The sequence below is a fragment of the Pseudomonas sp. 1L-C-7-B-C1 genome, assembly GCF_057291635.1.
Map to the genome: position 1 here is coordinate 142858 of NZ_JBXAWH010000008.1, position 19770 is coordinate 162627.

The window sequence follows — 19770 nt, forward strand, 5'->3', positions numbered from 1 at the left end:
GGATAGAAATATCCGGCCCGTTTTTTTGTGTTGCGTTTGATTCTGCGCAGTTACGGCTGGCGCAACTGCTGCAGCAATTCCTGGGTCGGATACCCGTCTGCAGGCCAGCCAAAGGATTGTTGTGCACTGCGAATCGCTTTACGCGTGTTGGCGCCGATGATCCCGTCCGGGGCGCCCGCGTCGTACTGGCGGGCAGAGAGCAGCGTCTGCAGTTCAATGCGCTCGGAGCGGCTCAACGGACGATCGCCGCGCGGCCAGCTGCCCTGCACATAACCGCCACCATTGAAGCGCTCGGACAGCAAACCGATCGCCAGCGCATAGGACGACGAGTTGTTGTACTTGAGGATGGCTCGGAAGTTATCCATCACCAGAAAGGCCGGACCTTTGTAGCCTGCGGGCAGCAGCAAGGCGGCTTGCTGTTGCAGCACGTTGGCCGGCAGCGCAGAACCGTTCGGCAGCTTCAGCCCCAGCTGTTGCCATTCACTGATGGATTTACGGGTTGAAGCGTCGGCCAGTGCGTAATCGAAACCTTGAGCCAATTGCACTTCGAAGCCCCACGGCTGGCCTTTCTGCCAGCCGGAGCTTTGCAGGTAATGGGCAGTGGAAGCGAGCGCATCGCTGGGGGAGTTCCAGATATCACGGCGACCGTCGCCGTCGAAGTCCACCGCGTGGGTGTTGTAGGTCGTCGGAATGAACTGCGTCTGGCCCATGGCGCCTGCCCACGAGCCGAGCATGCTCGGCGCATCAATATCGCCGTGCTGAATGATCTGCAGGGCGGCAATCAACTGGTCCTGGGCGAACTGTGGTCGGCGTCCCTCGTAGGCCAGCGTGGCCAGCGAGCGAATCACCGACTGGGTGCCCTGGAACTGGCCGAAGCTGCTCTCCATGCCCCACACGGCGACCAGTGCCTGCCGATCAACGCCATAACGCTGCTCGATGGCGCTCAGCGCGTCGGCGTATTGGTTGAGCAGGGCCTGACCCTTGCGCACGCGCACGGCAGACATGGCGCCGTCGAGGTATTCCCACACCGGGCGACTGAATTCCGGCTGACTGCGATCGGCCTTGACCACGCTCATGTCGGGCGTGATGCCAGCAAAGGCGTTATCGAACACCTCGGGGCGCACACCGGCGTTCAGCGCCAGAGTACGGAACTGGCTCTGCCACTCACTGAAAGTCATTGCAGGCTGGATTTCAAAGTTGCCGTCGTCAGGCTGCGCAACAGCGCCGGAGGGCGCGGGCAGACTTTTGACAACTTGCACCGCGGGTGCGGCCTGGAGCGGGGTGGCAACGGCAGCGGTAGGCTGCTCGGCACAGGCAACCAGCGCAAAGAGGCTGGAGGCGGCGATCAACTGGCGAAGGTGCCAGCGACGGGGAAAGCTTGGGGGCATTCTGGGGTCCACAGGGCTAAACCGGAAGGTACAGACCTTAACATGCCGGCCCTGTTGGTGGGGCGTCAGTCAGTAACCTGAAGTTTTCAAGCCGCCATAACGGAAGAAGCCTCCCAGCTTTTAGACTGGAAGGCTTCGCGGCGGTAGCTGCCTTTGCCTTTGCCGGGTTGTTCCTGACGGCTGCGGAACAGTGGCTGGGCGATGATGGATTTGGCCTTGTTCGGCCGCTTTTTGGCTTTGCTCATGGCGTTCTCGCTCAAGTGGTGGGATGGAGCAGCGGGGATATTCTGCGAGTTCGGCGCCGCTGTCCAATTAACCTGAGCTATCGAACCGTTACCGATTATTCCGCCGGCAATGCCAACCGTTGCCCTGCCATCAGCAGCGTCAGTCGACTCAGGCTGCTCCAGACCGAGCCTTGCGCCTGGCCTTTGATTTGCGCGTCGATGTGTTGGGCGTCCATCAACAGCTGACCCCAGCGTCGCGCGGAGTGGCGTTGCAGGGCCTTGCTCATCAACGGCTTGCGCTTGTCCCAGATGGGCGGCCGCGCCTGGCTGAAGGCTTTGTCCAGCGGGATGCCCTGACTGAACTGCAACGCCAGATTGGCCAGCACACGAAGCTCGCGGGAAAGCGCCCAGAGAATCACCGGAGGTTCGACACCTTCGCCGCGCAGGCCTTCGAGCATTCGCAGCGCATGCGCCGCTTCGCCATTGAGGATCGCGTCGGTCAGCCCGAAGACATCGAAGCGCGCGCTATCGGCCACCGCAGCCTGCACGGTCTCGACCGTAATCTGGCCTTCGTCGGCCATGAGCTTGAGCTTTTCAATCTCCTGCGCAGCCGCCAGCAGATTGCCCTCCACCCGCGCGGCGATCAGTTCGATGGCGTCCGGCGTTGCTGCGAGGCCGGCCTGTGACAGGCGCTGACGAATCCATTGCGGCAACTGGCTGGCGTCCACCGGCCAGATCTGCACGAACTGGGTTTGTGGCCCTTCAACCAGGGCCTTGCCCCATTTGGTTTTCTGCGCCGAGCCGTCGAGCTTGGGCAGGCTGATCAGCAGCAGCGTGTCCTCGGCAGGACGGCCGCAGTACTCCAGCAATGCGGCAGCACCTTTGTCGCCGGGTTTGCCGGACGGCAGGCGCAACTCCAGCAGCCTGCGCTCGGCGAACAGCGACATGCTTGCGCCCGCCTGGAGCAGGGTGCCCCAGTCGAAGCTCGAATCGGCGCTGAACACCTGACGCTCGTCATAGCCTTGCTGACGCGCAGCCGCACGGATGGCGTCGCACGCCTCCTGACATTGCAGCGGGTCATCGCCGCTGACGATGTAGACGGGCGCAAGGGTGCCTTGCAGGTGTTTGGAAAGCTGGCCGGGGGCGAGTTTCATGGGTCAGAAAGATCGGGGCCGGCGAACCGGCCCCGATGCCGTCACTTGGACGGGATTTCGATTGGCGACTGTTGTGGCGTCTCGTCGCGAATGCGCTGAGCAGCGGCTTCGGCATCAGCCTGGGCGCGGGCAGCGGCGTCAGCTTTGGCTTGCAGCTCGTCAAGGCGCTGAGGTGTCAGTTGCTGCAGACGGGCCAGCACTTTTTGCACGAGGTCGCTTTGCATTTCCTTACGGATCTGCGCGGCTTCCTGGTCAGAGCCGATCAGGTTGTTGCCGTCATGGACGAAGACTTTCTGCGACTGCACGGAGTCATCAAGCAGCAGGACGTCTTTGCTGCCGTGAATTTCGTACTTCAGCACGTTGGTCAGCTCGTATTCGGCGGAGCGGCCGGAACCTGCGTAGCTGGCTGTGCGCTGGGTCTCGTCTTCACGGGCAATGAACAGCTTGTACTGCGCGCCGGTGTAGACGTGCACGCCGCTGCTGGTCAGGGTCTGACGCAGCTGGGTGACGACGTCGCCGTAAGCATCGCGCGCGCTCACGTCCAGTTCCTTGATCGACAGGGCGTTGGTGCCGGTGCCGCGCAGCTGGAAACCGCAGGCGCTCAGCAGAACCGCGAGTCCCATTACCAGCAGATTGCGTTTGATCATCTTGTTGCTCCCTTGAATCCGTTAGAGCCCGGCATCCCGAGTTCTTGAAATTGATGCGGCGCCTGCAGGCAGGCGCCCGATTGCGTCAGCTGGCGACGATGTTAACCAGTTTGCCCGGCACCACGATCACTTTGCGGATCGTCAGGCCGTCGATGAAGCGCAGGACGTTTTCGTTGATCCGTGCGGCAGCCTCGACTTCTTCGCGGGTGGCGCTGGCCGGCATCTCGATGTGGCCACGCAGCTTGCCATTGACCTGAATCACCAATTGCAACGTGTCCTGCACCAGTGCCGAGTCATCGACCACAGGCCAGCCGGCGTCGATGATCGGGTCGGAGTGGCCCAGCGCAGCCCATAGCTCGTGGCTGATGTGCGGGGTGATTGGCGCCAGCAACAGCGCGACGGTCTCCAGACCTTCCTGCAACAGCGCGCGGTCCTGAGTCGAAACCTGCGGCGCCTTTTCCAGGACGTTCATCAGCGTCATCACCTGAGCGATGGCGGTGTTGAATTTGTGATGCTGCCCAACGTCCTGACCGGCTTGCTTGATGGCCAGGTGAATCGAGCGGCGGATGGCCTTCTGGTCGTCGTTCAGAGCGGTTTTGTCGAGTGCGCCTGCAGCGCCCGCCGTCACGTGGGCCTGAGCCAGACGCCAGACGCGCTTGAGGAAGCGGTGCGAGCCTTCCACGCCAGAGTCAGACCATTCCAGGCTCATGTCGGGCGGCGAGGCGAACATCATGAACAGGCGGCAGGTGTCTGCCCCGTACTGGTCGATCATCGACTGAGGGTCGACGCCGTTGTTCTTCGATTTGGCCATCTTTTCGATGCCGCCGATTTCAACCGGCTGGCCGTCGGCAATCAGTTTGGCACCGATGATTTTGGCTTTGCTGTCGCGTTCGAACTCGACGTCTGCCGGGTTGAACCAGGTTTTGCTGCCGTTGGCTTCCAGACGGTAGAACGTCTCGGCCACGACCATGCCCTGGGTCAACAGGTTCTTGAACGGCTCGTTGGAGCTGACCAGGCCTTCGTCGCGCATCAGCTTGTGGAAGAAGCGCGCGTACAGCAGGTGCAGGATCGCGTGTTCGATACCGCCGATGTACTGATCAACCGGCAGCCAGTGATTCGCGGCCTTGGGATCGACCATACCGCCTTCGTAATGAGGCGAAGCGTAGCGGGCGAAATACCACGAGGACTCGACGAAGGTGTCCATGGTGTCGGTTTCGCGCTTGGCCGGTGCGCCGCAGGTCGGGCAACTGCATTCGTAAAACTCGGGCATGCGCGCCAGCGGTGAGCCCGCGCCATCCGGTACTACGTCTTCAGGCAGCTTGACCGGCAGTTGATCTTCCGGGACAGGCACGTCGCCGCACGTGTCGCAGTGAATGATCGGGATCGGGCAGCCCCAGTAGCGCTGGCGGCTGATGCCCCAGTCGCGCAGGCGGAACTGGGTGCGGGACTTGCCGAGCTCTTTCTTGAGCAGCGCGGCTTCCATGGCGTCGAATGCGCCGGCGAAATCCAGGCCGTCGAACTCACCGGAGTTGATCAACTGACCGTGCTCGCCGTATGCGTCCTGCCACGGCGCAGGGGTTTCATCGCCCGCGCTGGTGCGCACAACAGCTTTTATCGGCAGGCTGTACTTGGTCGCGAATTCGAAATCACGTTCGTCATGGGCAGGAACAGCCATGACCGCGCCGTCGCCGTAATGCATCAGCACGTAGTTGGCGACCCACACCGGCAGTTTCTCGCCGGTCAGCGGGTGTTCGACGAACAGCGAGGTCGGCAGGCCTTTCTTTTCCTGGGTGGCGACGTCGGCTTCGGCGACGCTGCCGCTTTTGCATTCGTTGATGAACGCTTGCAGCTCGGGATTGTTCTGCGCAGCCAGGGTCGCCAGCGGGTGCTCGGCGGCAACGGCCACGTACGTCGCGCCCATCAGGGTGTCGGGACGGGTGGTGAAGACTTTCAGGGTGCCGGCTTCGCCGATGGACGCCTGGTCGTACGGAAACTGCACTTCCATGCCACGGGATTTGCCGATCCAGTTGCGCTGCATGGTCTTGACCTGTTCAGGCCAGCCCGGCAACTCGTCGAGGCTCTCCAGCAGCTCATCCGCGTAGGCGGTGATCTTGAAGTAGTACATCGGGATTTCGCGTTTTTCGATCACCGCGCCCGAACGCCAGCCGCGCCCGTCGATGACTTGCTCGTTGGCCAGGACGGTCTGGTCGACCGGGTCCCAGTTCACGGTACCGTTCTTGCGGTAGATCACGCCTTTTTCGAACAGGCGAGTGAACAGCCATTGTTCCCAGCGGTAGTAATCGGGTTTGCAGGTGGTGATTTCGCGGGACCAGTCGATCGCCAGACCCAGGCTCTTGAGCTGGTTCTTCATGTAGGCGATGTTTTCGTAGGTCCACTTGGCAGGGGCGACGTTGTTCTTCATCGCGGCGTTTTCCGCCGGCATGCCGAATGCGTCCCAGCCCATCGGCTGCAGCACGTTTTTGCCCTGCATGCGCTGATAGCGGGCGATCACGTCGCCGATGGTGTAGTTGCGCACGTGACCCATGTGTAGCTTGCCGCTGGGGTAAGGGAACATCGACAGGCAGTAAAAGGTGTCCTTGCCTGGCTGTTCACTGACTTCAAAAGACTTTTGCTCGTCCCAGAAGGTCTGGGCGGCGACTTCGATTTCGCGGGGCTGGTAGAGTTCGTGCATGGCTACTTTTGGCTGAAATGAGTGACCCTTGACCGCTTCTCGGCGTGGCCGGATCAGGAAGCCTTCGCATGCCAGACGAGGCCGTCCGCATTGCGATGCATCCCTGCCCGGTTGGGCGGAAGTGGATTTACAGGAAGCGCCGTAGCATACATGAGGCTACCAAGCCGAGGGAAACCCTGATTGCGTGCTCAAGACTCGGCATCTGCGGCATTCGCCGTTGGTCGCGGCATCGCGCCGGTTTTTGCAGTGGCGCTAAGCTCACTGACGGGGGTAAGTGTTTATCTTCAGTGAGGTGAACGGATGGCAGAGCTGCAGCATGAAGTAGAGCAACCTGATGTGTATGACCGTTTGATCGATCGTCTGGGCCTGGCTCTGGACACGGCAAAAACAGCGGTGCGGCTTCGGAACGAATCCCCCGCCGAGCTTGAGTTGCGTGGCTTGAGTCACGCCGAGTTTCAGTTGATCGAGGCTTATCTGGGCAGAACCGAAGTCGTTTTCAAAGAAGATTTTCCGATCGTCACGAGGGCACGTTCCAGCACCTCACGGGAGCCTTCCGAGCCGATGCGAGCGCCCCATCCTCACGCCAATGTCATCTGGCTCAAGGATCAGCGCCGAGCCAAAGTGTCGGCAAAGTTGAGTCGCTACAGTTCCACCAAACATTTCAAGCGTTAACTTCTGCGGGGGCTGACCCCGGCCAATCGAGCATTGCTGCTTAGCGTCATTGCTTCTAGGCTTCGGGCATCTTTGGAGATGCCCGATGCCCTTTCGTTACTTCATCAAAAACCTGCTGCTGCCTCCGGGCCTGTTCCTGCTGATATTGGTGCTTGCCTGGTGGTTGAGAAATCGCCGGCCAGTGTTGGCGCGGGTGCTGTTCGTCATCGGCGTTGGCGGCATGACCGCAATGAGTCTGCCCATTGTGGTGGAGTGGTCGGCGAAGGGTATCGAGCGCATTCCGCCGCTGCCGCAGAGCGAGTGGGCAACGCTGGCTCAACGTGCAGATGCGATCGTGATTCTAGGGTCAGGCCGTGAGCGCAACGACCCGAGCTGGGGCACTGACATCCCGACGGGCGTTGCGCTGGAGCGCATGAGGTACGCCGCGCGCTTGTCGAAGGCGTCGGGCCTGCCGATCCTCACAACGGGCGGGCTGCATTACGGCGAGCCGCCAAGCGAGGCGGCGATCATGGCCGACTCCCTGCGCGACGACTTTGGGGTGAATGTCCGTTGGCTGGAAGGGGAAAGCCGCACGACATGGGAAAACGCCAACATGACCGCCGCGATGTTATTGCCCCAAGGCATCAAGCGTGTGGTCGTGGTGACCCAGGCGTGGCACATGCCGCGTTCGGTCTGGAGTTTTGAGAAGGCCGGATTCACCGTGGTCCCGGCGCCTGTGGGATTCCTCAGCGTGGACAACGCCCGCCCGTTCGGTGGCTGGACGCCGGAGGCGAGGGCAGTGTGGCAGAACGGGCAGTTGATCAATGAAGCGGCGGGGATGGTGGGGTATCGGTTGTTTTACCGGTGACAGAATTGCCTTGGCGTCGTGGAGGACCCAAGGTGGTGCGGTAGGCACTGTCCATGTGGGAGCGAGCTTGCTCGCGAAGAGGCCGGGGCAGCCGCTAGATCTCCGGCGGCTGATGTGCCGTCTTCGTGAGCAAGCTCACTCCCACAAGGTTGCGTTCGCTGCACGACGGCACTGTGTTAGGACGCCGGGACCTCTACCGCAGAGAGCCGGCAAGGGGCTCACACCGCCTTCGCCATCCTGCCGGCAAAGAATGCCCAGCCGATCAGCACCAGCGACAGCACGATCAACGGCCATGAGCGCCAGTGCAGGTACGGTGTGAGGTTTTGCATCGGGGTCACTTCGCCGTACATCACCGCGCGTTCGAATTGCGGCACGGTGGTGGTGATTTCGCCAAACGGGTCGATCAGCGCGCTGACGCCGTTGTTGGTGGCGCGGATCATCCAGCGGCCGGCTTCCAGTGCGCGCATCTGCGCCATTTGCAAATGCTGCAGCGGACCGATGGAGGTGCCGAACCAGGTATCGTTGCTCACCGTCAGCAGCAGATCGCTTTGCGCCGCCAGCCCTGCGGCGAACTCCGGATACACCACTTCATAACAAATGAACGGCGCGATTTCATAACCCTTCGCCTGCAACAGCGCTTGCCCGGACGGCCCGCGGGCAAAGTCGGACATTGGCAGATTGAAAAAACCGATCAGCCCGCGTAACAGGTCCTGCAGCGGCACGTACTCGCCAAACGGCACCAGCTTCTGTTTCAGGTATGTGCCATCGCCTTCGCCGGTGACGGTAATGGCGTTGTAGTAACGGTATTCCCCATGGGTGCCTTTCTCACGCAGCGGTACGCCGGTGATCAGCGCCGAATCCCGGTCGGCCGCAAACTTGCCCATCACCGACAGGTAACCTTCCACCGACTCCTTGAGAACAGGCACCGCTGTTTCCGGCCAGATGATCAGGTCAGCTTTTTTCGAGGTGAACGTCATGTCGCGGTACAGGGCGAGTTGCGCGTTCAGCGCCGCCGGGTCCCACTTCATGCTCTGCTCGACGTTGCCCTGCATGGCCGCGACGGTCAGTGGCTGACCGGAAGGCTCGGTCCAGGCGTGATTTTTCAGCGCCAGCCCGGCAATCCAGGGTGCCAGCAGCAACACGATGCCAGCCGCCAGCTTCGGCGCGCGCGTCCGCAAGCGGGGCAAGTTGCACAGCAAAGCGGCGCTCAACGCGAGCACGAAGGAGATCAGCCACATGCCGCCCACTGGCGCGAGGCCTTTGAGGGGCCCGTCCAATTGGCTGTAGCCGGAATAGAGCCAGGGGAAACCGGTGAGGAACCAGCCGCGAAACATTTCCTGGCCGAACCACAGCGCCGCGAAGGCCAGTGAATCGGCGAGCGGGGCTTCGTTGCGGCGGATCCAGCGGGCCCAGATCCAGGCTGGCAGGGCGAAGAAGAACGCCACCGACGCACAGAAAAGCACCATCAGGAACACGGCAAGCCAGACCGGCGCCTCGCCGTAGGTGTGGATGCTGACGTAAATCCAGCTGGTGCCGCCGCCGAACAGGCCAAACCCGTAGGACCAGCCGCGCCAGAGGGCCTGACGCGGTGTGAGGTCTCGCAGGCCGAGGTAGAAAACCACCAGCGCAACAATCGCCAGTGGCCAGATATCGAACGGTGCCAGGGCCAGGGTAATCAACGCGCCGGCCACCATGGCCAGCAGGTTACCGGGCCAGCCGGGGCGGGTGATCCAGCGCATTTACATTCCTTAAAGCGGGTAGGGCGTTACGTGCGGTTGATCGGGCTCAGGCGCAGCAAGTGAATACGACGGCTGTCGGCATTCAGGATGCGGAAACGGTACGCGCCGATTTCGGTGATTTCATTACGCTTGGGCAGATGCCCGAATGCATTCATCACCAGACCGCCCACGGTGTCGAATTCGTCATCGGAGAACCCGCTGTCGAAGAACTCGTTGAAGCTCTCGATCGGGGTCAGCGCCTTGACCAGGAAGTCGCCACTGGGCAGCGGCTTGATGTAGCTGTCTTCCTCAACGTCGTGCTCGTCTTCGATGTCGCCGACGATTTGCTCAAGCACGTCTTCGATGGTCACCAGACCCGCCACGCCGCCGTATTCGTCGATGACGATGGCCATGTGATTGTGGTTGGCGCGGAATTCCCGCAACAGCACGTTCAGGCGCTTGGACTCAGGGACGAAGGTCGCCGGGCGCAGCAGGCTTTTCACGTCGCCGCTGCCACCGTCTTCCTTGAGAATCAGCGGCAGCAGGTCCTTGGCGAGCAATACACCCAGCACGTCATCGTGGCTTTCGCCGATGACCGGGTAGCGCGAATGCGCCGAGTCGATCACGGCTGGCAGAAACTCGCGTGGGGTCTGGCTGGCTTTGATGCTGATCATCTGCGAACGCGGCACCATGATGTCGCGGACCTGCAGGTCCGCGACCTGGATGGCACCTTCGACGATGGCCAGCGCTTCACTGTCCAGCAGCTTGTTCTGATGGGCTTCGCGCAGCAGCTCCAGCAGCTCCTGACGGTTTTTCGGCTCATGGGCAAATGCCTGGGTCAGTTTGCCCAACCATGACTTTTGCCCGTTGCTCGATCGGTCTTCGCTCATAGCCCTTACTCGTGGTCCTTGGCTGATGTTTCTAAATGGGGTGTGTCGGAATGCGGGGTGTTGACGGTTTCGTCGTCGGCGTAAGGATCCGGATAGCCAAGCTCTGCAAGCAACTCCCGTTCCAGCGCTTCCATCTCTTCGGCTTCGTCATCATCGATGTGATCGTAGCCCAACAGATGCAGACAGCCGTGAATGACCAGATGCGCCCAATGGGCGTCCGGTGACTTGCCTTGTTCAGCGGCTTCACGGGTGACGACAGGCACGCAGATGACCAGATCGCCCAACAGCGGAATGTCCAGCATCTCGTCGGGGACGTCGGCAGGAAACGACAGCACGTTGGTGGCGTAATCCTTGTGCCGCCACGTGTTGTTCAGCTCCCGGCCTTCGGCTTCGTCGACAAGGCGAACGGTCAGTTCCGAGTCGGCCGAACGCTGGCGCAGGCCCATTTCACACCAGAGGCGGAATTGGGCTTCGCTCGGGGCGCTGGCCTGACTCGCGAGTTGCAGATCCAGCTCAAGCATCGCGGCGAGTGTCCCGTGAACCCTGGGGGGCGGCCGGAGTGTCGTTGCGTTCTTCGTAGCGCTCGTACGCTTCGACGATGCGCTGCACCAGCGGATGGCGCACGACGTCCTTGGGCTTGAAGTGGGTGAAGCTGATGCCCGGCACGTCCTTGAGCACGTCGATGACGTGGTTCAGCCCGGATTTCGTGCCCTTGGGCAGATCGATCTGGGTGACGTCACCGGTGATCACGGCCGTGGAGCCGAAACCGATACGGGTCAGGAACATTTTCATCTGCTCGACGGTGGTGTTCTGACTCTCGTCGAGAATGATGAAGCTGTTATTAAGGGTGCGACCGCGCATATAAGCCAGCGGCGCGACTTCGATCACCTGCTTCTCGATCAGCTTGGCGACGTATTCGAAGCCGAGCATTTCGTACAGCGCGTCATACAGCGGGCGCAGGTACGGGTCGATTTTCTGGGACAGGTCGCCGGGCAGGAAGCCGAGCTTTTCGCCCGCTTCTACGGCAGGACGCACCAGCAGGATGCGGCGGATGGTTTCGCGCTCAAGCGCATCCACCGCAGCCGCCACCGCCAGATAGGTCTTGCCGGTACCGGCCGGGCCAATGCCGAAGTTGATGTCGTTGGCGAGGATTTCCTTCACGTACCGCTGCTGATTCAAGCCACGCGGGCGAATCATGCCTTTCTTGGTACGCAGAGCGACGCCGACTTCCGCAGCAGGGTGGTTGTCCAGTTCTTCAACGCCGGACTCCTGCAGGAACAGATGAACCATGTCCGGGGACAGTTCGGTCGCTTTCGTTTCCCGATACAGCCGGCGCAGCAGGTTTTCTGCCGAGGTGGTTTGTTTGCGCTCGCCGATCATCTCGAACTGGGCTCCGCGATTGCGGATCTCGATGTTCAGGCGCTGTTCGATCAAGCGCAGGTGCTCGTCGAATTGCCCGCACAGATTGGCGAAGCGGTGAGCCTCGATAGGTTCGAGGCTGAAGCGATGTGGTTCGATAGGTGCGTTCAAAGTGGTTTTGGGCCGCCCGACGGCAATGTGAAGTGACGTGAAGGATAACCCCTGCAGGCAGTGTCCGGAAGGGTTCACTCACGAATGGATAAATGAGGTGTGCAGACACCCGGCAGGGTGCCCTCTAACAGACAGCCTGCCGGCCTTGCGAACTGAATTGCGCGCCGGTGCAGCCGACGTATGGCTGCTGTCCGGCACCTGATTCGGTGCCCGTGCCTGCGCACAAACACTCATGCGTGGCGACTACATTGGGGCGCTTTGGCTTATTGCAACAACGACCCGCGCAGTGAGTGAGGTTGGGCGCTGTCGATGTAGACGTCGGTGAACTGGCCGATCAGCCGGGGGTTGTCGCAGCGGAAATTCACGATCCGGTTGTTCTCGGTACGGCCCTGCAGTTCGCCGGGGTCCTTCTTCGAGTAATCGGTGACCAGAATGCGCTGCACTGTGCCGGCCATCTTGCGGCTGATGTCCAGGCCCTGACGGTTGATCAGGTCCTGGAGCTGCTTGAGACGCTCTTTCTTCACCTCTTCTGAAGTGTCGTCGGCCAGATCGGCCGCGGGTGTGCCGGGGCGCGCGCTGTAAACGAAGGAGTAGGAGAAATCCATGCCGACGTCTTCCACCAACTTCATGGTTTGCAGGTGATCTTTCTCGGTTTCGCCCGGGAAGCCCACGATGAAGTCGGAGCTGATGCAGATGTCCGGCACCGCTGCGCGCAGCTTGCGCAGGCGTGACTTGTACTCGAGTACGGTGTGATTGCGCTTCATCGCCGCGAGAATCCGGTCGGAACCTGATTGCACGGGCAAGTGCAGATGCTTCACCAGCTCCGGGACTTCCGCGTGGGCCTGTATCAGGCTGTCGGAGAATTCCAGCGGGTGCGAGGTGGTGTAGCGAATGCGGTCGATGCCGTCGATGGCGGCAACCACGCGGATCAGTTCGGCCAGATCAGCGAGGCGTCCGTCGTGGGTCGTGCCACGGTAGCCGTTGACGTTCTGGCCCAGCAGGGTCACTTCACGCACGCCGTTCTCGGCCAGGTGAAGCACCTCGTTGATGACGTCGTCGAACGGTCGGCTGACTTCTTCGCCACGGGTGTAAGGCACCACGCAGAACGTGCAGTACTTGCTGCAGCCTTCCATCACCGACACATAAGCGCTCGGGCCATCGACACGGGGCTCGGGCAAGTGGTCGAATTTTTCGATTTCCGGGAACGAGACGTCGACCTGAGGCAGGCGCGTGATGCGCGCGGCGTCGATCATTTCCGGCAGACGGTGCAGGGTCTGCGGGCCGAACACTACGTCGACGTAAGGCGCGCGGTCGCGGATGGCCGCGCCTTCCTGACTTGCCACGCAGCCACCGACGGCGATGACCATTTCCGGATTTGCCAGCTTCAATTCGCGCCAGCGGCCAAGCTGGGAGTACACCCGGTCCTGCGCCCGCTCGCGAATCGAGCAGGTGTTGAGCAGGATGACGTCAGCGTCTTCCGCCCGTGCGGTGACTTCCAGTGCTTGATGTTCGCCCAGCAGATCGACCATGCGCGAGCTGTCGTACTCGTTCATCTGGCAACCGTGGGTTTCGATGTAAAGCTTCTTGGCCATGCGGGGGTTCATCAGGTGATTCAAAGAACCGCGCATTATAGGGATGCGGGCCCCGGCTTCCTAGCGTCGTCTAACCAGCGGCATGCTATAGTTCGCGCCCTTTTCAAAACGCTGATCACTGCCTGCCTGTTATGACCAAACGCGAAGCTCCAATCTACAAGGTGATTTTTCTCAACCAGGGACAGGTGTTCGAGATGTACGCCAAACAGATCTATCAGAGCGATCTGTGGGGTTTTCTGGAAGTGGAAGAATTCGTCTTCGGCGAGCGCACCACCGTTGTGGTCGACCCTAGCGAAGAGAAACTCAAAGCGCAGTTCGATGGCGTTGTGCGCAGCTTTGTGCCGATGCACTCGATCGTGCGGATCGATGAAGTGGAGCGGATGGGCACCGCGAAGATTTCCGAAGCGCGTCAGACCGGCAACGTCATGCCGTTTCCGATGCCGATGCCGGACAAGTAATCCCGGTTAAGGCTTGGCGCTGTCGTCAGGGAAGGGCGCAAACGGTGTGCGTCCTTCAGCGGTCTGCAGCTCCAGCAGGTATTTGCGGAAGATCTGCCCGAGCACTTGGGTGGCCACTTGCAGATCTTCGCGCTTCATCTGCGCGGACACTTCATCCGCCTGATCCAGCGCATCTTCCGAACCGTTGACCGCCGCCATCTTCAGCACGATGTACGCCTGAATGTTATTGGCCTGCACCCCTTCGCCACGAAAGAACATCAAACCCAGTTGGTACTGCGCCTGAGCATGTCCTTGCAACGAAGCTTTTTCGAAATAGTTGAGCGCCTGGGGCAGATCGCGCGGTGCACCTTTGCCCTCGTAGTAGAACTCCCCTAACTCGTATTGCGCCTGCGCATCCCCATCCTGAGCCGCCTGCTGACAAGCGGACAACGCTGCTGGCAGGTTGTCTGGCTGGGTATTGAGGGTGCAACGACCCACCGCCGGGATCAACAACGAGTTGCCACCTGCATTTGCCAGCAGGGGATGAAGAAGCAACAGGCAGCCCAATGCAAGGGCGCGGCCGGTGCGATTCATGGAAGTCGACTTACCTCTGAAAAAGGTGCGGGCATGCCCGTCCAGCGAAACGTGCTGGCTGCGCATTATGAAATAAGCGGGGGCAACCTTACAAAGTCTTTACTGATTTTCTGCTGCGCGGGCTTGATTGCCCTGAATTCAGGGAGGTTGAGCAGGCTGCAGGTAGGCGGGCGGACTCCGTTCCGCCCGCTAAGCCCGTCATTTCAGTTGAGCGAAAGCCTTTTCGGCCGCGTCCAGCGTCTGCTGCAACTCCGCGTCGCCGTGAGCGATTGAGGTGAAGCCCGCTTCGAACGCGCTCGGCGCCAGGTACACGCCGCCTTCCAGCATCAAGTGGAAGAACTGCTTGAAGCGATTGGCGTCGCTGGTCATTACGTCCTGGAAGGTGACGATTTCTTTGGCGTCGCTGAAGTACAGGCCGAACATGCCGCCCGCCTGTGTGGTCACGAACGGGATGCCGGCGGCATCAGCGCGCTGTTGCAGGCCTTCCAGCAGGCGCGTGGTGAAGGCGCTCAGTTCGTCGTGGAAACCCGGACGGCTGATCAGGCGCAGCGTTGTCAGGCCCGCCGCCATCGCCAGCGGATTACCCGACAGCGTGCCGGCCTGATACACCGGGCCCAGGGGCGCGATGTGCGACATGATTTCGCGTTTGCCGCCGAAACAGCCGACCGGCATGCCGCCACCGATGATCTTGCCGAAAGTGCTCAGGTCCGGCGTCACGCCGTAATAGGCCTGCGCCCCGCCGAGGGCGACCCGGAAACCGGTCATCACTTCATCAAATATCAGCACCACGCCGTGCTCGTCGCAGGCCTCGCGCAGACCTTGCAGGAAACCCGGCGCAGGCGGCACGCAGTTCATGTTGCCGGCCACTGGCTCGACGATGATGCACGCCACTTCCTGGCCGACGTCAGCCAGCATCGTCTTGACCGCTTCGATGTCGTTGAACGGCAGGGTCAGCGTGTGCTTGGCGAACGCCGCCGGGACGCCGGGCGAACTCGGCACGCCCAGGGTCAGCGCGCCCGAGCCGGCTTTCACCAGCAGGCTGTCGGAGTGGCCGTGGTAGCAGCCTTCGAATTTGATAATGCTGTCCCGGCCGGTAAACCCTCGGGCCAGGCGGATCGCGCTCATGGTCGCTTCGGTGCCGGAGCTGACCATGCGCACCATTTCCATCGACGGCACGATCGAGCAGACCAGATCGGCCATCTCGGTTTCCATCGCAGTCGGCGCGCCGTACGACAGGCCGTGCTCCAACTGCTTGCGCACGGCATCCAGCACGTCCGGATGGCTGTGACCCAGAATCATCGGACCCCACGAGCCGACGTAATCGACATAACGCTTGTCGTCTTCGTCGGTGACGTAAGCGCCCGCCGCGTGTTTGAAGAACAACGGCGTGCCACCGACGCTTTTGAAAGCGCGGACCGGCGAGTTGACGCCGCCGGGGATGTGTTTCTGGGCGTTGGCGAAGAGGGTTTCAGAACGGGACATGATGAGGTCTCTGTTTGAATCGGGAATGAATGAGTGCGTAACCGGCCTGATCAAAAATCAGGCGGGCTTGAACAAATCGTTGAAAGCCCGTGCGCGGCGGGTGACTTCCTGAGTGGTTTCAGCGCCGAACAGCCCGTGCACGACGGCCAACAGATCGGCGCCGTGGGCCACCAGCGGCGCGGCGTTATCCAGGGTAATGCCACCAATCACCGCGATGGGCAGATTGATGCGCTTGCGCGCCTGGCTGAGCAGGTCGAGGCTGCAGGTGGGCGCGCCGGGTTTGGTCTGGGAATTGAAGAAGCGTCCGAAGGCGACATAGGTGGCGCCGTCGGCCTTGGCCTTGTCGGCCAGCTCCAGTTGCGCGTGGCAGGTCGCCCCGACAATGGCTTTGTGACCGAGCAGGGCACGGGCGTCCGGCAGCGAGCCGTCGGATTGCCCAAGGTGCACGCCAACGCCCAGGCGCGCGGCCACTTCGGCGTCGTCGTTGATGATCAGGCGGGTCTTGTAGCGCTCGCACAGCTTGAGCAGCGCCGAGGCCTCACGCAGGCGGCGGGTCTCGTCACCGGATTTGTCGCGGTATTGCAGCAGGGTCACGCCGCCATCGAGGGCGGCTTCGACGTAAGACAGGAATTTGCCGGCCAACAGCTGGCTGTCGGTCACGGCATACAAGCCACGTAATCTCATGAAGGTGCCTCTTTTTCGTGGCGTTACGAGCAGAAATCCAGCGGCAGGCGGCGCGGAACGAATTGTCCCCGGCCCAGCTGTTCGGCATCGCGCAGCGTGCGCCAAGTGTAGTCCAGCGCCATTTGCACAGCACCGATCAGGTCCTGACCTTGGGCCAGTCTGCCCGCCAGTGCGCTGGCCAGTGTGCAGCCGGAGCCGTGATAACTGCCCGGCAGGCGCTGGCAGGTAAAGGTGCGTGACTGCCCGCCGCGGATGTACAGACGGTTGTGAACTTCGTGCTCATCGCCATGACCGCCGGTGATCAACAAGTGCTCACAGAACGGCAGCAGCTTCTCGGCACATTCGTCGGCAGTGCCTTCGGGGAGCTCGGCGAGGATGCGCGCTTCCGGCAGGTTCGGCGTGGCGATTGTGGCGAGTGGCAGCAGACGCTCGCGCATCGCGAAACCCACCTCGTCCTTGCCCAGTCGACCGCCGCCACCGGCCCGCAACACCGGATCGCAGACCATCGGCAGATGCGGATGAGCGGCCAGCAGTTCGACGATGGTGTCGACCATCTCCAGCGAGCCCAACATCCCCAGCTTCACCGCCGCGACGGTGGAATCGTTGAGCACGGCATTGGCTTGCGCCAGCACCCACTCGCGATCCAGCACCCGAAAGTCAGTGACATTAACGGTGTCCTGAACGGTCAGGGCAGTAACGGCGGGAGCGGCGTGGCAACCCTGGGCAAGCAAGGCTTCGATATCTGCCTGCAAGCCGGCGCCGCCACTGGGGTCGTGGCCGGAGAGACAGAGGACAACAGGGCGGGAGCTATAGATATTCATGGTGCGCGAGCTTACCACTAAAGTTTTTGTCGGTCCCACTGAGTGCGCGCCGTGCTTTAGTAGGACCGGCTTCAGCCGGGAAGGGGCGGGTGTGTGCGCCATTCATTTTGCAGCACTACCCGCCGGGCTCCTACGGTGAGATCGAAGACATCCAGTGGGACCGGAGATTTAGATGGTGTCATCGAGCTATCAGTCGCTATCCTGTGGCGCTTGATCTGTTCCGCCAAAAGAGTAAATGCAAGTGCGTTGCCCGCTGACCCCCTCGACCGATACTACGGTCGCTCGCAGAATTGTGAAGCCGACCCACGATTCCACGGCGGCTCACGCCCTTCATCAGCGACGAGGGGGTGTCCCATGCGTCTGGTGCTGATCACCCTCCTCTGCCTGTTGCCGATGTTCGCCAGCGCCGTCGATTTCGATGAGAACACCCGCAGCCTGGCATTGGGGCGCGACACCCAAGTGTTCGAAGACCTCACCGGCGATGCCACCATCCAGCAAGTCTCATCTCCCGAGGGCGCCGCGCGTTTCCGCCCCCTTGTCGGTCCGTCGCTCAACGCCGGTTACTCGCGCTCCGCCTTCTGGCTCAAGGTGCGGCTGACCTATCGTCCCGCCAACCCAATGGCATCCGCCGACTGGTTACTGGAACTCGCCTATCCGCCCATGGACCACGTTGATCTGTACCTCGGCGACGGCGATGCGCGCCCCAGTCTGGCGTGGCAGACCGGCGACATGCTGCCGTTTGCCAGTCGGCAGATTAAGCAGAACAACTACGTGTTCGATCTCAACCTGAACGCCCACGAAACCAAGACCGTTTACCTGCGCGTCGCCAGTCACGGCTCGGTGCAGGCGCCGCTCAATCTGTGGGCCAGTCACGCTTATATAGAAGAGCAGCCGTCGCGCCTGTACATCCTCGGCATGATTTACGGCGTGCTGGCAGTGATGCTGGTCTACAACCTGTTCATCTACCTCAGCGTGCGTGACACCGCGTATTTGCATTACATCCTCTACATCAGCTTCTTCGGCCTGTATCAGGTGTCGGTTAACGGCGCGGCGATCGAGTATTTCTGGCCGAACAATCCGTGGTGGGCTAATACCTCGACGACGTTCCTGATCGCCGCCGCGATCCTGTTTGCCAGCCAGTTCACCCGAAGATTCCTGCAGACGCCCAGCCTGGGTCGCTGGCTGGACGTGCCGTTGCTCGTGATGATGGTTTGCGCTGCGGTGATCATGGCGCTCGCATTGAGCACGGATTACGGTGTCGCGCTGCGCCTGGTAACCGGGCTGGTGCTCCTGTTCACGCCGGTCGTGCTGCTGATCGGGGTGGCGGCGTGGTTCAAGGGACGACGGGTCGCGCGGTATTTCATTATTGGCTGGTCGGCGTTCCTGATTGGTGGGGTGGTCAACGCGACCATGCTGCTCGGGCACCTGCCCAACAACTTCTGGACCATGTACGCCAGCCAGATTGGTTCGGTGATCGAGGTGGCGTTGCTCTCGCTGGCATTGGCCGACCGCATCAACGCCATGCGCGAGCGCGAGGCGCAGATCATGGCGGAATCGCGGCAGGGGCTTGAGACCCTCAACCAGCAACTGGCGGTGAGTAACCGATTGAAAGACGAGTTTCTCGCCACGCTGACCCATGAACTGCGCACGCCCATGAACGGTGTGATCGGTTCGCTGGAATTGATGCAGATGGACGCGGCGCAGAGCGAGATCGAGCTGTATCGCCAGACCGCCGCCGACTCCGCACAAAACATGATGGGCATCGTCAACGGCATCCTCACCCTGACCGAACTGCAAGCCGGGCGGATCACCGTGCGCAACGAGCCGTTCAGCCTGCGTCATGTGCTGTTTCAGCTTCGCAGCGGCTTCGAACCGCTGGCCCGCAACAAGGCGCTGGCGCTGAGTGTTGAACTGGACGAGACGCTGCCGGACAGCCTTGAAGGTGACGGCGTGAAGTTGCGCCAGTGCCTGGAGTGCCTGCTGGACAACGCGATCAAGTTCACCAAGACCGGGTCCATTAGAGTCCGCGTCAATGGCCAGCGCGCAGACGCTGAACACGTGCGGCTGGTGATCGACGTCATCGACACCGGCATCGGCTTCAGCCGTCTTGATGAAGAAACGCTGTACGCCAATTTCTTCCAGGTGGACGGCTCGACGACGCGGGAATACGGCGGGCTGGGCATCGGCCTGGCGATTTGCCGACAATTGATTGAATTGCAGGGCGGGCGCCTGAGCCATCAGTCCGAGCCGGGAAATGGCAGCCAGTTCCGCTTGAGCCTGGACGTGCAGATCGCCGCGCAAACGGTGTAGGGCGCTCGTCTTTATCAAATTCAAACATGAGGACACCCCAGATGTCTCTGCTGACAAACGAACTGTGGGAGTGAGCTTGCTCACGAAG

At 61.5% G+C, this 19770-nt stretch carries 18 protein-coding genes; 4 read left to right on the forward strand and 14 right to left on the reverse strand.

Features of this window, described 5'->3' with window-relative positions:
* Nucleotides 1-50: 50 nt before the first annotated feature.
* The 5 genes from AC0Z8Z_RS14295 to leuS form a co-directional block, all read right to left on the reverse strand.
* Nucleotides 51-1388, reverse strand: a complete 1338-nt coding sequence (locus AC0Z8Z_RS14295; protein ID WP_485619524.1) for a lytic murein transglycosylase — start codon at nt 1386-1388, stop codon at nt 51-53.
* Between the two features lie 86 nt (nt 1389-1474).
* Nucleotides 1475-1633, reverse strand: a complete 159-nt coding sequence (gene arfA, locus AC0Z8Z_RS14300) for an alternative ribosome rescue factor ArfA (protein WP_037017982.1) — start codon at nt 1631-1633, stop codon at nt 1475-1477.
* A 95-nt stretch (nt 1634-1728) separates the two neighbouring features.
* Nucleotides 1729-2766: a DNA polymerase III subunit delta gene (gene holA, locus AC0Z8Z_RS14305; RefSeq protein WP_485619525.1), complete on the reverse strand. Its 1038-nt coding sequence runs from the start codon at nt 2764-2766 to the stop codon at nt 1729-1731.
* A gap of 41 nt (nt 2767-2807) precedes the next feature.
* Nucleotides 2808-3413 (reverse strand): LPS assembly lipoprotein LptE, encoded by a 606-nt coding sequence (locus AC0Z8Z_RS14310; protein WP_122624008.1) that lies wholly within the window; start codon nt 3411-3413, stop codon nt 2808-2810.
* Nucleotides 3414-3498: 85 nt separating this feature from the next.
* Nucleotides 3499-6105, reverse strand: coding sequence for a leucine--tRNA ligase (leuS, locus tag AC0Z8Z_RS14315; protein WP_485619526.1), 2607 nt, complete (start codon nt 6103-6105; stop codon nt 3499-3501).
* Nucleotides 6106-6405: 300 nt separating this feature from the next.
* Between leuS and AC0Z8Z_RS14320 the strand changes: the two genes are divergently transcribed.
* Together AC0Z8Z_RS14320 and AC0Z8Z_RS14325 are read left to right on the forward strand one after the other, a co-directional pair.
* Nucleotides 6406-6777 (forward strand): hypothetical protein, encoded by a 372-nt coding sequence (locus tag AC0Z8Z_RS14320; RefSeq protein WP_485619527.1) that lies wholly within the window; start codon nt 6406-6408, stop codon nt 6775-6777.
* Between the two features lie 85 nt (nt 6778-6862).
* Complete coding sequence (locus AC0Z8Z_RS14325) at nt 6863-7624, forward strand: YdcF family protein (RefSeq protein ID WP_485619528.1); 762 nt, start codon at nt 6863-6865, stop codon at nt 7622-7624.
* A gap of 218 nt (nt 7625-7842) precedes the next feature.
* On the opposite strand, the gene lnt is transcribed toward AC0Z8Z_RS14325, so the two are convergent.
* From lnt to miaB, 5 genes are all read right to left on the reverse strand, one after another.
* Entirely contained in the window at nt 7843-9363 is a 1521-nt protein-coding gene (lnt, locus tag AC0Z8Z_RS14330; protein WP_485619529.1) for an apolipoprotein N-acyltransferase, read from the reverse strand.
* Nucleotides 9364-9389: 26 nt separating this feature from the next.
* Nucleotides 9390-10232 (reverse strand): CorC family transporter, encoded by an 843-nt coding sequence (locus AC0Z8Z_RS14335; RefSeq protein WP_065988361.1) that lies wholly within the window; start codon nt 10230-10232, stop codon nt 9390-9392.
* 5 nt (nt 10233-10237) lie between these two features.
* Entirely contained in the window at nt 10238-10753 is a 516-nt protein-coding gene (gene ybeY, locus AC0Z8Z_RS14340) for an rRNA maturation RNase YbeY (RefSeq protein WP_485619530.1), read from the reverse strand.
* Nucleotides 10746-11762, reverse strand: a complete 1017-nt coding sequence (locus tag AC0Z8Z_RS14345; RefSeq protein WP_485619531.1) for a PhoH family protein — start codon at nt 11760-11762, stop codon at nt 10746-10748. The genes ybeY and AC0Z8Z_RS14345 overlap by 8 nt, the downstream gene beginning before the upstream one ends.
* A 263-nt stretch (nt 11763-12025) precedes the next feature.
* A complete protein-coding gene (gene miaB, locus AC0Z8Z_RS14350; protein ID WP_172609812.1) occupies nt 12026-13354 on the reverse strand; it encodes a tRNA (N6-isopentenyl adenosine(37)-C2)-methylthiotransferase MiaB in 1329 nt (442 codons plus the stop codon).
* Nucleotides 13355-13485: 131 nt separating this feature from the next.
* Here miaB and AC0Z8Z_RS14355 point away from each other — a divergent pair, with 131 nt between their 5' ends.
* The gene (locus tag AC0Z8Z_RS14355; RefSeq protein WP_081569306.1) at nt 13486-13812 is read left to right on the forward strand and encodes a DUF1820 family protein; all 327 of its coding nucleotides are present in this window, start codon (nt 13486-13488) and stop codon (nt 13810-13812) included.
* Nucleotides 13813-13818: 6 nt separating this feature from the next.
* Here AC0Z8Z_RS14355 and AC0Z8Z_RS14360 read toward each other — a convergent pair whose 3' ends face one another.
* The 4 genes from AC0Z8Z_RS14360 to AC0Z8Z_RS14375 form a co-directional block, all read right to left on the reverse strand.
* Nucleotides 13819-14385 (reverse strand): tetratricopeptide repeat protein, encoded by a 567-nt coding sequence (locus AC0Z8Z_RS14360; protein WP_485619532.1) that lies wholly within the window; start codon nt 14383-14385, stop codon nt 13819-13821.
* Between the two features lie 198 nt (nt 14386-14583).
* On the reverse strand, nt 14584-15867 hold the full coding sequence (gene hemL, locus AC0Z8Z_RS14365) for a glutamate-1-semialdehyde 2,1-aminomutase (RefSeq protein ID WP_485619533.1): 1284 nt from the start codon (nt 15865-15867) through the stop codon (nt 14584-14586).
* Between the two features lie 57 nt (nt 15868-15924).
* Nucleotides 15925-16551 carry a thiamine phosphate synthase gene (thiE, locus tag AC0Z8Z_RS14370; protein WP_485619534.1) on the reverse strand — a complete coding sequence of 209 codons (627 nt, stop codon included), beginning with the start codon at nt 16549-16551 and terminating at the stop codon, nt 15925-15927.
* A 23-nt stretch (nt 16552-16574) separates the two neighbouring features.
* Nucleotides 16575-17372, reverse strand: coding sequence for a hydroxymethylpyrimidine/phosphomethylpyrimidine kinase (locus tag AC0Z8Z_RS14375; protein ID WP_485619535.1), 798 nt, complete (start codon nt 17370-17372; stop codon nt 16575-16577).
* Between the two features lie 354 nt (nt 17373-17726).
* Here AC0Z8Z_RS14375 and AC0Z8Z_RS14380 point away from each other — a divergent pair, with 354 nt between their 5' ends.
* The gene (locus tag AC0Z8Z_RS14380; RefSeq protein WP_485619536.1) at nt 17727-19682 is read left to right on the forward strand and encodes a sensor histidine kinase; all 1956 of its coding nucleotides are present in this window, start codon (nt 17727-17729) and stop codon (nt 19680-19682) included.
* The last annotated feature ends 88 nt before the right edge of the window (nt 19683-19770 follow it).

Bases quoted from the DNA above. Each gene is read 5' to 3' on its own strand.
- AC0Z8Z_RS14295 (WP_485619524.1), bottom strand. From the start codon at position 1,388: ATGCCCCCAAGCTTTCCCCGTCGCTGGCACCTTCGCCAGTTGATCGCC.
- arfA (WP_037017982.1), bottom strand. From the start codon at position 1,633: ATGAGCAAAGCCAAAAAGCGGCCGAACAAGGCCAAATCCATCATCGCC.
- holA (WP_485619525.1), bottom strand. From the start codon at position 2,766: ATGAAACTCGCCCCCGGCCAGCTTTCCAAACACCTGCAAGGCACCCTT.
- AC0Z8Z_RS14310 (WP_122624008.1), bottom strand. From the start codon at position 3,413: ATGATCAAACGCAATCTGCTGGTAATGGGACTCGCGGTTCTGCTGAGC.
- leuS (WP_485619526.1), bottom strand. From the start codon at position 6,105: ATGCACGAACTCTACCAGCCCCGCGAAATCGAAGTCGCCGCCCAGACC.
- AC0Z8Z_RS14320 (WP_485619527.1), top strand. From the start codon at position 6,406: ATGGCAGAGCTGCAGCATGAAGTAGAGCAACCTGATGTGTATGACCGT.
- AC0Z8Z_RS14325 (WP_485619528.1), top strand. From the start codon at position 6,863: ATGCCCTTTCGTTACTTCATCAAAAACCTGCTGCTGCCTCCGGGCCTG.
- lnt (WP_485619529.1), bottom strand. From the start codon at position 9,363: ATGCGCTGGATCACCCGCCCCGGCTGGCCCGGTAACCTGCTGGCCATG.
- AC0Z8Z_RS14335 (WP_065988361.1), bottom strand. From the start codon at position 10,232: ATGAGCGAAGACCGATCGAGCAACGGGCAAAAGTCATGGTTGGGCAAA.
- ybeY (WP_485619530.1), bottom strand. From the start codon at position 10,753: ATGCTTGAGCTGGATCTGCAACTCGCGAGTCAGGCCAGCGCCCCGAGC.
- miaB (WP_172609812.1), bottom strand. From the start codon at position 13,354: ATGGCCAAGAAGCTTTACATCGAAACCCACGGTTGCCAGATGAACGAG.
- AC0Z8Z_RS14355 (WP_081569306.1), top strand. From the start codon at position 13,486: ATGACCAAACGCGAAGCTCCAATCTACAAGGTGATTTTTCTCAACCAG.
- AC0Z8Z_RS14360 (WP_485619532.1), bottom strand. From the start codon at position 14,385: ATGAATCGCACCGGCCGCGCCCTTGCATTGGGCTGCCTGTTGCTTCTT.
- hemL (WP_485619533.1), bottom strand. From the start codon at position 15,867: ATGTCCCGTTCTGAAACCCTCTTCGCCAACGCCCAGAAACACATCCCC.
- thiE (WP_485619534.1), bottom strand. From the start codon at position 16,551: ATGAGATTACGTGGCTTGTATGCCGTGACCGACAGCCAGCTGTTGGCC.
- AC0Z8Z_RS14375 (WP_485619535.1), bottom strand. From the start codon at position 17,372: ATGAATATCTATAGCTCCCGCCCTGTTGTCCTCTGTCTCTCCGGCCAC.
- AC0Z8Z_RS14380 (WP_485619536.1), top strand. From the start codon at position 17,727: ATGCGTCTGGTGCTGATCACCCTCCTCTGCCTGTTGCCGATGTTCGCC.